This window comes from Rhizobium sp. P2_G9 (genome assembly GCF_056403475.1).
On the sequence record NZ_JBFUFK010000061.1, the window covers coordinates 22,982 to 36,698 of the forward strand.

General features: G+C 60.9%; 11 protein-coding genes. 5 read left to right on the forward strand and 6 right to left on the reverse strand.

The features are described from left to right. Positions 1 to 11: 11 nt before the first annotated feature. Both AC1DYF_RS35050 and glgA read right to left on the reverse strand, forming a co-directional pair. On the reverse strand, positions 12 to 1,448 hold the full coding sequence (locus tag AC1DYF_RS35050) for an MFS transporter (RefSeq protein WP_477882810.1): 1,437 nt from the start codon (positions 1,446 to 1,448) through the stop codon (positions 12 to 14). Positions 1,449 to 1,604: 156 nt separating this feature from the next. Next, positions 1,605 to 3,128 (reverse strand): glycogen synthase GlgA, encoded by a 1,524-nt coding sequence (glgA, locus tag AC1DYF_RS35055; RefSeq protein WP_477882812.1) that lies wholly within the window; start codon positions 3,126 to 3,128, stop codon positions 1,605 to 1,607. A 333-nt stretch (positions 3,129 to 3,461) separates the two neighbouring features. Here glgA and AC1DYF_RS35060 point away from each other — a divergent pair, with 333 nt between their 5' ends. The 3 genes from AC1DYF_RS35060 (at position 3,462) to AC1DYF_RS35070 (ending at position 6,855) form a co-directional block, all read left to right on the forward strand. Further along, the gene (locus AC1DYF_RS35060) at positions 3,462 to 4,001 is read left to right on the forward strand and encodes a hypothetical protein (RefSeq protein WP_477882813.1); all 540 of its coding nucleotides are present in this window, start codon (positions 3,462 to 3,464) and stop codon (positions 3,999 to 4,001) included. Positions 4,002 to 4,124: 123 nt separating this feature from the next. Continuing rightward, entirely contained in the window at positions 4,125 to 5,357 is a 1,233-nt protein-coding gene (locus AC1DYF_RS35065; protein ID WP_477882815.1) for an autotransporter outer membrane beta-barrel domain-containing protein, read from the forward strand. Positions 5,358 to 5,598: 241 nt separating this feature from the next. Further along, a complete protein-coding gene (locus AC1DYF_RS35070; protein ID WP_477882817.1) occupies positions 5,599 to 6,855 on the forward strand; it encodes a calcium-binding protein in 1,257 nt (418 codons plus the stop codon). Between the two features lie 55 nt (positions 6,856 to 6,910). Here the strand turns inward: AC1DYF_RS35070 and AC1DYF_RS35075 are convergent, their stop codons facing one another. The 4 genes from AC1DYF_RS35075 to AC1DYF_RS35090 form a co-directional block, all read right to left on the reverse strand. Then, positions 6,911 to 8,446, reverse strand: coding sequence for a mannitol dehydrogenase family protein (locus tag AC1DYF_RS35075; protein WP_477882819.1), 1,536 nt, complete (start codon positions 8,444 to 8,446; stop codon positions 6,911 to 6,913). Continuing rightward, positions 8,446 to 9,243: an SDR family oxidoreductase gene (locus tag AC1DYF_RS35080; protein ID WP_477882820.1), complete on the reverse strand. Its 798-nt coding sequence runs from the start codon at positions 9,241 to 9,243 to the stop codon at positions 8,446 to 8,448. The genes AC1DYF_RS35075 and AC1DYF_RS35080 overlap by 1 nt, the downstream gene beginning before the upstream one ends. Positions 9,244 to 9,328: 85 nt before the next feature. Further along, positions 9,329 to 10,123: a 3-methyl-2-oxobutanoate hydroxymethyltransferase gene (locus tag AC1DYF_RS35085; protein WP_477882822.1), complete on the reverse strand. Its 795-nt coding sequence runs from the start codon at positions 10,121 to 10,123 to the stop codon at positions 9,329 to 9,331. Between the two features lie 2 nt (positions 10,124 to 10,125). Further along, the gene (locus AC1DYF_RS35090; RefSeq protein WP_477882824.1) at positions 10,126 to 11,205 is read right to left on the reverse strand and encodes a fatty acid desaturase family protein; all 1,080 of its coding nucleotides are present in this window, start codon (positions 11,203 to 11,205) and stop codon (positions 10,126 to 10,128) included. A 234-nt stretch (positions 11,206 to 11,439) separates the two neighbouring features. Between AC1DYF_RS35090 and AC1DYF_RS35095 the strand changes: the two genes are divergently transcribed. Next, on the forward strand, positions 11,440 to 12,459 hold the full coding sequence (locus tag AC1DYF_RS35095) for a LacI family DNA-binding transcriptional regulator (protein WP_477882826.1): 1,020 nt from the start codon (positions 11,440 to 11,442) through the stop codon (positions 12,457 to 12,459). Positions 12,460 to 12,477: 18 nt separating this feature from the next. Further along, on the forward strand, positions 12,478 to 13,563 hold the full coding sequence (locus tag AC1DYF_RS35100; protein WP_477882828.1) for a hypothetical protein: 1,086 nt from the start codon (positions 12,478 to 12,480) through the stop codon (positions 13,561 to 13,563). Positions 13,564 to 13,717: the final 154 nt, after the last annotated feature.

The following is a 13,717-nucleotide window of genomic DNA, read 5'->3' on the forward strand; positions in this document are numbered from 1 at the left end:
ACCGGGCTTTTTCATTTGTTCGCAGCCGCCGGCTTCTTCCGTACATTTTTGGTGCCGATGGTCATCGCGGCGCAGACCGCGCTCAGCAAGGCGAGCACCGCCGCCGACAGCATGACAACCCGATAGGCCGCCTGGAATTCGGCTGGCTCGATGGCCGAGAGATCGGCGCCGCCGAAGGCGATGCCGATCGCCGCGACCGCCACCAGTCCGCCGCCGCGCGCGGCCGCATTGTTGATACCCGAAGCAATGCCGCTCGCCTCGCCCGGCACCGAATTGAACACCGTCGAGGTCAGCGGCGGTATGGCAAAGGTCATGCCCACGCCAATCAGCAGCAGTCCGGGCAGTGGGCCAGTGAGGAAATGCGCGTCCGCACCATGCGTCGCGAACCAGAGAAAGCCGCATGCCGTCAGCAACGGCCCGCCGATCAGCGGCAATCTCGCGCCGATATGATCGGAAAGCGAACCCGCCCAGCGCGATCCGGCCCCCATGATCACGGAAAACGGCAGGAAGGTCGCACCGGCTTCTGTCGCTGTATAGTGATGGACACGGATGAGCATGAAAGGCAGCATGAACATGGCGCCTGACAGGGCCGCATAAAGCACGACGGTCAGAATGTTCGCGCCGGAAAACGCGCGGTTGCGGAAAAGCCCGAGCGGCAGCATCGGCGCGGCGGATTTCCTTTCGACCAACACGAAGATCGCGGCAACCGGAATGAACGCCAGACTGGTCACGATCGCCACCGTTCGACCGCCCTCGCCGAGAGCGATCAGGCCGTAGGAAAACAGGCCGAGCATGGCGATCGCCAGGGCCGAACCCAGAAGATCGAGACGTTTGTTGACCAACCCCGTGTCTGGCGGCAAGCGGGTCAGGAGAAAGAGTGCCGCCGCGGCGATCGGCGGGTTGATGAAGAAGATCGAACGCCAACCGACCGTATCCACCAGCCAGCCACCGAGCGGCGGCCCCGCCGCCGTCATGATGGCCGCGGCAGCCGACCAGGTGCCGAGCGCCCTGCCCCGCGCCTCCTTCGAATAGGCCGTACCGATGATGGCGAGACTTGCCGGTACAAGCAAAGATGCGCCCGCGCCCTGCAGCACGCGCGCCGCAATCAGCCATCCGGCCGATGGCGCTGCCCCGCAGATGATGGAAGCGAGGGCAAAGATCACCAAGCCGGCGCCGAACGTGCGCTTGCGCCCGAAGCGGTCGCCGAGCGAGCCGCCGAGCAGCATCAGGCTGGCAAGCATCAACATATAGCCGTTGATCACCCATTGCATGGTGGCGAGCGTCGAATGCAATCCCGACTGCATGGCCGGCAGTGCCACATTCACCACAGTGCTGTCGATGAAGCCGAGACTGGAGCCGAGGATCGTCACCGGCAGCACCCAGCGCGTATTGCGAAGGGTAGCCTCGACGCCAGGTGCGGGAGGGGATGAAGAAACGGGATCAGCCATGGAAAGCACATTCGGAAGGGCAGTGACGCCTTACCTTCGCATTCCCAGTGCGGAATTGCGAGAGCCGAAAACCGGCTTTGCACCAGTGAATCAATTTTACAACAGCGCCCTGCAAGGCACTGTGTTCATTCCACAAAGCGTCCCCTGGAGCCCGGCCTAACCTGCGGACCTGAAGCCGTGCCGATGAAAAGTCGTGTGCGTGCTCTTCGGCCGGTGGTGGTTGATCCTCGGATGCTCCTGTAGCCCGTCGCGCTGGCGGCGCAATGCGGTATAAAGCGCTGCATATTGCTGGGCGCTGCGATCCCAGGAAAAATCAGTCTTCATCCCCTGGATCTGAAGGTTATGCCACTGCGCCGGGTGGTGGTACATCGCTACCGYGCGTTCGACCGCATGGTAGAGATCTTCGATGGAGCCGGCCCTGAACTGGAAACCGGTCGCCACGCCCGCAGAAAGGCCGGCATCGTTGGCGTCGATGATTGTCTCGGCCAGCCCTCCGGTGCGCGCCACGATCGGTGGAGCGCCATAGCGCAGCGCATAGAGCTGCGTCAGGCCGCAAGGTTCGAAGCGCGACGGCTGGACGATGCTGTCGCTGCCGGCGTGGACGAGATGCGCCTTGGCTTCCTCGAAACCGATATGCACGGAAACCCGGCCCGGATAGCGCGCTGCCGTCTCCAGCAGAAGGTCTACCAGCTGGCGGTCGCCCTGGCCATGGACGATCAGATGGCCGCCGAGATCGATGAGGCCGGGCACGATCGGTGCGAGCAGGTCGATCCCCTTCTGCCATGTCAGCCGGCTGACCACCGAGAAGATCGGTCCGCCGTCGTCGTCCAGCCCGAATTCTTCGACGAGCGCCTCGCGGTTCGCATGCCGCTTGTCCAGCGTCCATTCATTGTAGGTCTCGGGAATATAAGCATCGGTTTCGGGGTCCCAGACATCCATGTCGATGCCGTTGACGATGCCGCGCAGCGCATTGCGCCGCTCCGACAGCATGCCGCCCAGCCCCATGCCGAGGTCTTGGGTGAGGATTTCGCGGGAATAGGTCGGGCTCACCGTGGTCAGCAGATTGGACGTGGCGATACCGGCCTTGAGGAAGCAGATGTCGCCGTAATATTCCATGCAATCGGTGGAAAGATAGCTTTCCGGCAGATCCAGGTAGGGAAACAGGCTGGAGGAGAACTGGCCCTGGAATGCAAGGTTATGGATGGTGAGCAGCGATGGCATCTCGATCCCCGCGGCGCGGAGATAGGCGGATGTCAGTGCGGCCTGCCAGTCATGCGTATGCACCACGTCGGGTCGCCATCCCGGCAGAAGCCCACCGGCTATGTCGGCCGCCGCCTTCGACAGTGCGGCAAAGCGCAGCCAGTTGTCGTGATGATCGACGCCGTTCTCGTCGACATAGGGACCGCCTTTGCGATAAAACAAAGCCGGGCAGTCCAGGATCAGCAGTTCGAGATCGTCATAGACGACGGAAATCAAGCCGACGCCCTGCCCCAGGACGGTAAAATCCGCCAGCCGCGGACCGCGCGTCACCGCGTCCATCACCGATGGATAACCGGGCAGCAGCGTCTTCGTCTCGACGCCATATTGCCGAAGCGCCAGCGGCAATGAGCCGGCGACATCGGCGAGCCCACCGGTCTTTACCAGTGGAAAAACTTCTGATGTTACGGATAGAATTTTCATGGATGCGCCCGCTCCCTTCAACCCGGACGCCGGGTCCCCCAGCGCCCACTTTCGAAACAGTTTCGTTGCTGTTTGGTTCCTGTAGAGGTGGAGTATTTTCTTGCACGAAACCTTGAGCAAAATCGGTCTGGACGTCATGGCTGGCAACGTGCTGCGCAAGAAAACCTGCCGGCTGCCCGGCGGCCTGCGCACAGTCATCTCGATGGCGACGCGCGGGATTAAGGGCCGCGTCTCCTTTGCCAAAACGGTCCGCCGCATCCGGGGGAAGATGACGAAACGGAACTTCTGTCGCCGTGATGAGTTGAGAAAGGCGCGCATTTCTAGGAGGCGATCATGGCAAGGTCATCGAAACCCGGCGATAGCTTCCCGTTTTCCCTCGTTGGCAAGGAGAATCCGGTGCCCGATACGAACGAAAGCATCCAGAACGCGGCCGACGCCGCCAAGCAAACCAGCAACCAGACGATCCAGGACATTGCCGAGCAGCTGAAGGCGCTCCGCGAACAGGTCCAGGCGCTGCAGACGACCACGGCAGACATCGCGTCGCGCACTGGCAAGGTCGTGGCGAGCAGCGCGCGGGTTGCTGGCGGCAAGGTCGCCGAAGAAGCTCGCGCGGCCGGCGACAAGGCCGTGGCCGGCGCCAAAGCCGCGGGACAAACGGTGACCTCGACGGTCGAGGCCTACCCGCTTTCAGCCGTGCTGATTGCCTCGGCCACGGCCTTCCTGCTGGGCAGGCTGACCGCCCTGCCGAGCTATGAGCCGACCTACTCCGACCGCGCTGAACGTGCGCTCGACGGGCTGCGGGAGCGGCTGCATGACCTTTCGTCGCGGCTGCCGCCGAACTTGAAATCGGCGCTGCGGTCATCTTTGCGCTGATTTCCAGACCAGGTTCAGATCTCCAGGACCCGGATTTTAAGCGTCCGGGTCTTTTGCATTTTCCCGAATAACTTGCACGCGTCATGCGTTCTTGCCGCAAGAAGGGCCAGACAGGAGGGCATTGTGGCTAAGCCGACGCACGTCAATTCCGACAGCAACGCATATGAACTGGATCAATCGAACCACGCYTGGATTTTCGACGAAAGTCATCTTTTCAGCGGCAACTATGCCATCCACCAAGCCTCAATGCTTTCCGACGATACGATCACCATAAACGCGCGGGTGGTCTCTTCGACAAGCCTTGGAGCAGGCGTCATATTTGAAGGCTCGAACTCTAAAATCGTCGTCAGCGACCTCGGTTTTGTGTCCGGCAACACCGGCATCCGCTCCATCGGCGGCGGCACGACGGTCGAAAATAACGGCACGGTCATCGCGCAGGCGGCGGCAATCGATATCGAGGCTGAGAATGGACATGTCGTCAACAATGGTAGCCTCGCTGGCGTCGCCGGGATATTTATGAATTCCGACGATGGCGTCGTCGAAAACAACGGTCACATCTACGCCGACATGGTCGGTTTGGACCTTGTGGGCAACAATCTGTCCGCGACACTTGGAAAGGAGAGTGTCGTTACGGCCGTATCCGCGGGTATCACGGTAGAGAGCGTCACCGGCGACAAATCCAAGGTGACCAACAGCGGCCTCGTTGCCACTGCGGGGCATGACGCATTTGTTGGCGCAGATGGCAAGGAAACCTTCATCAATCATGGCACGGTCCGCGGCAACGTAACCCTGGGCGCCGGCAATGACGTATTCAACAATCTGGACGGCAAATTTACCGGCACCGTCGACGGGGGGCTCGGGGACGACACCTATGTCGTCGACTCCGCCAAGACTGTGATTGTCGACGCAAATGACAGCGGTAACGACACTGTCAAATCCATCGTTTCCTTCTCGCTCGCCGCGCCGACGCTGATGAATGGCCAAGTTGAAAATCTCGTCCTGCTGGGCACCAAGAACCTGCACGGGACGGGCAACGCGCTCAACAACGAGATCACCGGCAATGCTGGCAACAACGTGCTCGACGCCGGCGCCGGGATGGATCAACTCAAAGGCGGAAAAGGCAACGACACTTTCGTCTTCGCAACCGGCCATGAAACCGACAGCATCACCGATTTCGGCCATGGCGCCGACAAGATCGATCTCTCCGGCTGCGCCGACATCGCCGACTTCAAGGACCTGATGAAGAATCACGTGATGGAAGACAAGGGCAATGTCTATATCGACAGCGGCACCGACGAGCTCATCCTGCAGCACATCAGCAAGGCCGATCTGCATCAGGGTCAATTCATTTTCTAGCGGCCGATAACGGCAATGTGCATTGCCGACCGGAAGATGTCCGAGGCAACACGTTTGCCCGCAGGAAGGCGATGAACGGCGCCGAGCCGGCCCCCGCGCGTAGATGCTTTACCCAGCCGGAGCGCATTGCCTCGGCGACGGCATTCCTTTCGGACGGATTATATCGGGCGGATCGGGTGGCGGACGAATAATGCCGTGCGCCCGTCCGTCCTGGACTTGAGGCAACAACGGGGAGCGCACGATGAGCAAGACAAATGTCTTCGACGCCAATTCATCCACCACGACCGAAATCGACCAGTCCAACGAAAGCTGGTTGTTCGTCGAGCACTTCCTCTTCTCAACCTCTACAGGCAATGTCATTCACCAGGGATCGACGTTCAGCCAGGACACCATTAGTGTCGATGGCACGGTCTATACCAGCGCGGTGAATGCGACCGGCGTCCTCCTCGAAGGCACCAATTCGACACTGACCATCGGTGCCAGCGGCTCGATCCAAGCCTATACCGGCATCAGCGCTGCCGGCGCCGACCTGACGGTACAAAATGACGGCATCGTTCTCGCCACGGGCTTCTCCGCCGCCATCGCCGCCACGGGCGCGAACGCCCACATCATCAACAATGGCACGCTTTATGGCCTTGCCGGCATTCTGGCTCAAGCCGACAAGGTGAGCGTCGAAAACAACGGCACGATCCACAGCAGTCTCACGGCGATCGTCCTCGACAGCGATGGCGGCAAGATAGTGCTGGGCGAAGACAGCATCCTGACAGCCTCCACCACTGCCATCTCCGTGACCACGGCGCTCGGACAAAAATCCACCGTCATCAACAACGGCCTGATTGCGATGAAGGAGGGCACCGCCTATGCGGGCGACGGCGACCTGGGCAACGAGACGCTGATCAACCACGGCACCATTCGCGGCGATGTCACGCTCGGCGCGGGCAACGATACATTCAACAATATGGACGGCATGTTCGCCGGCATGGTGAGCGGCGGCGCGGGCAACGATACGTTCATTATCCATTCGGCCAAGACGAAAATTGTCGAGAACGCCGGCCAGGGCGACGACGCGATCAAATCCACGGTCTCGATTTCGCTGGTCTCAACGGCGCTGAGCGGTTCCGAAATAGAGGATGTCAGGCTGCTCGGAACCAAGAACCTGCATGCCACCGGCAATGCTCTCGGCAATGAGATCACCGGCAACAATGGCGACAATGTCATCGATGGCGGCGCAGGATTGGACATTTTGAAAGGCGGCAAAGGCGCCGACATCTTTGTCTTCGCCACCGGCAACGGGACTGACGATGTCGTCGATTTCAGCCATGGCGCCGACCGGATCGATCTCTCCGGAACCGGGATCAAGAACTTCAAGGATCTTATGCAGCATCACCTGAACGAGGACGTCGGCAAGCATGCCGTCTATATCGACGACGGCACCGACGAAATGATCCTTGATCATGCACACAAGGCGGATCTCGACGCGTCGCAATTCATTTTCTGACGACAGAGTTCCTGGTAGAGCAGCCCTGCCTGCCCGCCGCCGCAAACATTATGTGCTATTCTCCGAAACGTCCCGCCATGTGGTCGGCAACCACCTCGATCGCCGGCTTTTCGCCGAGCGCCTTGAAATAGATTGCAAGCCGCCACTTTACTTCGGCATTGTCCTTCAAATCCGAGCCGAAGATCGCAGAGATGTCGAGGAAACGGACAATCGCAGCATCGATGTCATTCGCCGACGCTTTGCCGATGCCGACCGTCTCGGCGGCAAAGGGATCGCGGACATCCAGGGCTTGGCCTCGCCAGTCACAACCAGCGGCATATTTCATCCAGCCTGCCAGGCCAAGCAGCAGCCCGCCGATCGGCGTTCCCGCCTTGAGACCGGCCCGCATCGGCTCCAGCAGCCGCTGGCGGATCTTTTGCGAGCCATCGGTAGAGATCTGCAATGTGCCATGCTTGAGATCGGCATTTTTCAACCGGCCGATGGTCTGATTCAGATAGGCGCCGACGTCGATGCCGGCGACATGCGGCAGGTTGGGGATGACCTCGCGGGTGATCGTCTGCCGGGCGAAGGCGGAAAAGGTTTCCGTCGCCATCACGTCGGCCATGAATTCAAGCCCCGAGAGCAGGCCGAGCTGGCAGACATTCGACTGGATGCCGTTCACCACCCGCATTTTCAGGATTTCATAGGGCAGCACATCCGGGACAAACAGGGCGCCTGCGGCATCCCAGGCAGGCAGTTCGGCGCCCTCGCCCGTTTCGATCACCCACATGCGAAAAGGCTCGCCGGTGACGAGGCCATAGTCGTGTAACCCGGTCTCCGCTTCGAAGGCGTCGAGATATTCGACCCGCGACGTCGGCACGATCCGGTCGACCATGGTGTTGAGGAACCGCGCCTCGTTTCCGATCCTGCGACCGAGCGCAGGATCAACCTCGCGTGCCAATCCCAGCACTGCGCGCCGAAGCGTTCCGCCATTGTCGGGGACATTGTCGCAACTCATGATCAGTGGCGGCCCTCGCCCGTCCCGAAATCGAAGCGAGAAGACCCGAAGCAGGAACCCTGGCACCGAGCGCGGCGTCTCGGGATATTCGATGTCGTGGCGRATATCCGGATGGTTCTCGTCCAGTTCGCCGGTGGCCGGAATGTGGCAATAGCCCTTCTCCGTTACCGTCATATTGATCAGCCGGATATCCGGCGATGCGGCCCGGGCAATCGCGCGGCCGAGTGTCAGGCGGTGTTCGTCATATCCGTCATCGAGCACCGAAATCGTCTCGACGATCGAGCCGATCAATCGCCGCTCCACCTGGCCATTGTCGCGCAGCTCGCGGCAATAAAAACCGTCCTGCTCATCCAGGACAGCCGAAATAGCCGGCGGTTTCAGATTGACCCCGACAATACCCCAATCACCGAACGACGCTTCCAGCGTATCATCGGTATAGTCAGCCTGGTGGCAGCGATGGAAGGCGCCGACACCGAGATGCAGAATGCCGGGACGGAGCCGCGACCGGTCATAGCCTGGACGACGGATCGACGGCGGCAGCCGAACAATCGTGTCGGCATTCAGCCGGTTGGACGTCTGGGAAGCGCCATCCATCAGCTGTCCTTGCCGACATTCGGCGCGCCGAGCACGGCCTGTTCGAGGTCGATCAGCGTGCCAGTCTGCAGGCCGGAGAGATCGCTCAGCAGATAAAGCGCCAGCCGCGCCACTTCGTCCATGCCAAGCAGGCGGCCGAGCGGGAGACCCTTCGCCACCTCTTTCGCCCAATCCGGCCCCTTACCGAGGATCTCGCCCTGCATGCGGTTTTCATTCGGCGTGGCGACCCAGCCCATATTGATGCCGTTGACGCGGATGCGGTCGGCCATATGGGCATTGGCGGTATTCTTGGTCAGCGTCGACAGCGCCCCCTTGGTCGCAGAATAGATGGCGAGATCGGGCGTGCCGCAATGGGCATTGGTCGACAGGATATTGACGATCGAGCCGGGCGCGCCACGCTTCAGCATGTCCCGGACCGCTGCCTGCATCAGGAAGAACGGCGCACGCGCATTGACCGCAAAAATCCGTTCCCAGTCGTGGAGCGTACCATCGACAAGCGAGGCCCGGTCGGTCAGCCCGGCGGCATTGACGAGGAGATCGATGCGGCCGAACGCCTGCACGGTCTGGTCGACGAGTTCGGACGGCGAGATTGCATTGCCGAGATCGGCCTCGATGAACAACGACTTCACGCCTTTGGCGGATAGGCTGGCTGCTACAGCTTCTCCCGCCTCACGCTGCCGGCCGCATACGACGATTGCATCAGCCAGCGCCTCCGCCGCCAGTTCGGCGATCCGCGTTCCAAGCCCCTGGTTGCTGCCGGTGATTAGCAGTACCTTGCCGGCGAGATCGATTTGCAAGCCATCCTCCCCGGCGTGAAACCATCTGCAAGATCGAAACGGCAGTCCTTCCTGCCGTGTTCAGTTCAGGCTAAGGCGAAAGCGGTCACTTGAACAGTGCCAGAAATTTGTCACGCTCGGCCGGATCCATCTTCACCAGATGTTTTTCCTCCGGATAGGCGCCGCTCTCGACATCATCAGCATATTCGCGGAAGGCCGCGATCCGCTCGTTCTGCAAGCGCTCGTTTTCGGCAAAGAAATCGCGATAGACCTTGGAATGCCTGGGATAGTGGCCGCGATGGCTGCCGAGAATATCCATGGCGAACAGATATTGCGCATCGCAGCCGCTGCCCGCGCCCATCGAGATCATCAGCATGCTGGTGCGGGCGGAAATGGCGCTGGCGATCTCCGGCGGCACGACTTCGATCTCCGCCGCGAAAGCGCCCGCCTCTTCCAGCGCCTTGGTCTGTTCCCAGACCCGCATGGCGCTGTCGACCGTCTTGCCGACCGCCTTGAAGCCACCAGTCCAGATGCGGCGCGACGGGATCAGCCCGACATGCCCGACCACCGGAATACCCTCATCGCGCAGCCGCCGCACGATCGGCAGGCTGGCGCCACAGTAGACGGCATTGGCGCCCAGCTTCAGCATTTTGAAGGCGATCCGCAGATAGTCCTCTTCCGTGACATAAAGACCCGGCTCAAGCCCGGCGACCGCAAACGGTACAGGACAGAAACCGCGAAACTCCGGATGCATCACGACTTCAGGCGTCACCGACAGCATGTCGATATCAGCCGCATGCGCCGCAGCCGCCTCCTCGATCGATTCCACCCTGAGCTTGGAAAGCTGCCGCTTGCCCTTGAGCGCGAGCAGGTCGGCGACGGTCGGCTGGCTGGTGAACATGCTCACTCCGCGGGCTTGAGAATGGTCTCGTGATTGTAGGGCACCGGCTTGGCGCGCGCCGGCAGCTGCCGCACCACATGCCAGCGCGGATCCTTGCGTTGCCGAAACAGCGCCGGGATGATCTCGCGATAGGCCGCAATCGTACTGGGATAGGGTGTCGGGCAATCGTCCTTGATCGCCGCATGCAGCTTCGGCAGCGCATGGTACGGAATCATCGGAAACATGTGATGTTCCACATGATAGTTCATATTGAGATAGAGGAAACGGAAGATCGGATTCATGTAGACCGTACGGGAGTTCAGCCGATGGTCGAGCACGTCCTCGGCGAGACCTGCATGCTGCGTCAGCCCGAAATAGACACCGAGAAAGGCACCATAGAGTGACGGCAGCCCGACCAGCATGGCCGGTAGGATGCTGCGCATGGCGAGACAGGCGATGATCACCGCGACATAGATCGCCACATAGATGCGGGCAACGAGATAGACGCGCGGCCGCTCCATCTCCGGAATATAGGTCTTCTCCTCCTCCAGCAGCTTCCCCTGCACATGGTGGAAGAGTTTTATGATCAAAGCCCTGGCGCTCAATATGCCGAAGAAATTGAGGAAGATGCCGAAAATATCCGGCGGCCGCGGCACGGCGATTTCCGGATCGCGACCGACGATGATCGTGTCGGTATGATGCCTTGTATGGCTCCAGCGCCAGACGGTCGGCTCACGCAGGATCATGAAGCTGGCGATATAGTAGAGCACGTCGTTCATCCAGCGTGTCCGAAACATCGTGCCGTGGCCGGCTTCATGCCAGCGACTGTCGCTCGACGACCCCCAGAGCACGCCATAGACCAGGAAGAATGGCACGGCCCACCAAGAGCCCCAGAACCAGATGCCGCCGGCCGCGGACATGATCAGCGCCGCAAACCAGATGATCGTGTCGCGAATGCCAGGGCCGTCGCTGCGCTTCATCAGTTCCTTGAGCTGCTTGCGCTCGATCGGACAGGCATACCATTCGGCGGCGGCGAGGCCGCAGGCCTCGGCCCGCGCCGTGTCCCGGCCGATCAGGCTGTAATCGCGTGATGTGGGCTCCATGGAATCAATCAACTCAAAATGATCTTTTATTACGCCTCATTATGAGGTTACAGAAATCGACCACCCACTGTCAAGCGAAGCCAAACGCAGGGGATGACTGCAACTTCCGAAATGTAAGACGGCAATATCGCTAAGCCACTGGAAATTTACCGGAGTTCCGGCTAATACCTCATTTTGATGAGATTTTTCGGTGCGGTCGGAGCAGCGACGGCCTGCGCGACGATGAGGCCATTCGTGAAGAAAACCCGTCCGAAACTGGATGAGATTGCGCGCATCGCCGGCGTTTCCAAAGCAACTGTCGACAGAGTCCTCAACAACCGTCCCGGTGTGCAGGAACATACCCGCCTGCACGTGATGAACATCGTCGGCCATCTGTCCGGCGAGACTGAAAAAGCGAGCCCGGCAGATACGATACGCCTCGATTTCGTGCTGCCGGGTGGCACCAACGCTTTCATCGCCGACCTTGCCCAGCATCTCGAACGCCAGGCGACCCAGCGCAACGACGCCGAGATTTTTGTTCACCGTCTTTCCGGCATCGAGCCCGAGGAGATCGCGCTGAAACTTGACAGCCTGCGGCCGGTCAGCCGGGGCGTCGGCCTGATCGGCCTCGACAGCCCGCTGGTGCGCGAGGCAGTCCGCAAGCTGATCGCCAACGGCGTCACCGTGCTGACGCTGGTCTCCGACATCAGCCATGTCGGGCGCGTCAGCTATGTCGGCATCGACAACCGCACCGCCGGCCGTCTCGCCGGCTATCTCATCGGCCGCTTCCTGCCCGGCGCGCGCGGCAAGGTGGCGCTGATCGCCGGTGCGCTCGCCTATCGCGGCCATGAAGAGCGCGAAATGGGTTTCCGCCATATCCTGCAGGAACGCTTTCCGGCGATGGAAATCATCGCACCGCGCGAAATCCGCGAGGATCCGGAACGCGCCTATCAGGAAGTCAGCGCGCTCCTGCGCGACTATCCCGACCTCCTGGCCATCTACTGCATCGGCGCAGGCTCCGAGGGCATTGCCCGGGCGCTCGTCGAGCATAAGCGCGACAAGGAGATCGTCTTCATCGGCCACGACCTCACTGAGGACACACGCTGCTTCCTGCTCGACGGCATCATGGACGCGGCCATCGACCAGAATGCCCGCGTCGAGGCGCGCGATGCGATCGACCGGCTGATGCGCGCCGTCCGCGGCGAGAGCGATATTTCGCAGACGACGGTGCGCATCCAGACGGTGTTCGCTGAAAACATCCCCAACGAAATCTGACAATCAGGAGAGCCATCCATGGACAGGATCGCCGCAAATGGCATCGCGCTGGATTTCAACCCCGACGGCGGCACGATCGACAGGCTAGTGGTCGACACCGCCGATGGCCCGCTTGAGCCGCTGCATCGCGCGCCTTGGGTCCGCTCAGGCGAAGCATTGCCGGACAGCGTGGCACCAATCGAAAAGCGACTCGCCGGCGACTTCTTCTGCGCCCCCTTCGGCAATTTTTCAGCAGACACTCCGATCCACGGGTGGTCGGCCAATGGCAGTTGGAAGGCCGCTGGCCAAACCGAGGCGGCGAATGGCGCGGTGACGGCGCGTTACGAGCTCGAACAGACGATCAGCGGCGCAAGCCTGTCCAAAGAGATCACCCTCGTTGCGGGCCAGCCGATCGTTTATCAACGGCATGTCTTCAGCGGCGGCACGGGCAAGATTCCGGTCGCCCATCACGCGATGATCCATGTGCCGGGCGGCGCACAGCTGAGCTTTTCGCCGAAATCCTTTGGCAAGACGCCGGAGGTTGCACTGGAAACAGACCCGGCCCGCGGCAACAGTATCTTCGCCTATCCACAACGGTTCGAGACGCTGAAGGTGGTGAAACTGAGGGATGGCCACACGGTGGACGCCAGCGTCTATCCCCTCGATACCGGCCATGAAGACCTGTCGGTGCAGGTGGAAGTGCCAGACAACAAGCTCGGCTGGTCTGCGGCAGTGGCGGCAAAGGACGGCTTCGTCTTCTTCGCCGTCAAGGATGCGACAAAACTGCCGGAAACCATTCTCTGGATGAGCAATGGCGGCCGCAGCTATTCTCCCTGGAATAGCCGTCACCTTGCTGTGGTCGGCATCGAAGAGGCGGCAACGCCAGCGCACGCGACAGGCTGGTTCTCGGATGTCTCGGCGCCATCGCCGATCGGTCAGGCAACCGGTGTTGAATTCGGTGGCGAGCAGGTCATTCGCTACGCTTTCGGTGCGATCAGGGTTCCGAGCGGCTGGCGGGAGATTGTCGGCATCGAGGCGATGAACGAGCTGCTGACGCTACGTGATGTCGGCGGCGGGAGTGTTACGCTGCCGTTCYTGGGTCGATATTTCGAGGGGCTGATTTAAAGATGTTTTAGCTGCTTGTTTTCATGTGAGTGCGTCTCATGAGCCCCTCACCTGCAATTTCAAGCACTTAGGCGGCGTGGGGAAATAAGTGAATCGCTTTTTCGATGGCAGGCAGTCTGCACGCGGATTTCTAAGCCAAAAGTCGATGCAGTTA

Bases quoted from the DNA above. Each gene is read 5' to 3' on its own strand.
- AC1DYF_RS35060 (WP_477882813.1), top strand. From the start codon at position 3,462: ATGGCAAGGTCATCGAAACCCGGCGATAGCTTCCCGTTTTCCCTCGTT.
- AC1DYF_RS35090 (WP_477882824.1), bottom strand. From the start codon at position 11,205: ATGGAGCCCACATCACGCGATTACAGCCTGATCGGCCGGGACACGGCG.
- AC1DYF_RS35070 (WP_477882817.1), top strand. From the start codon at position 5,599: ATGAGCAAGACAAATGTCTTCGACGCCAATTCATCCACCACGACCGAA.
- AC1DYF_RS35050 (WP_477882810.1), bottom strand. From the start codon at position 1,448: ATGGCTGATCCCGTTTCTTCATCCCCTCCCGCACCTGGCGTCGAGGCT.
- AC1DYF_RS35085 (WP_477882822.1), bottom strand. From the start codon at position 10,123: ATGTTCACCAGCCAGCCGACCGTCGCCGACCTGCTCGCGCTCAAGGGC.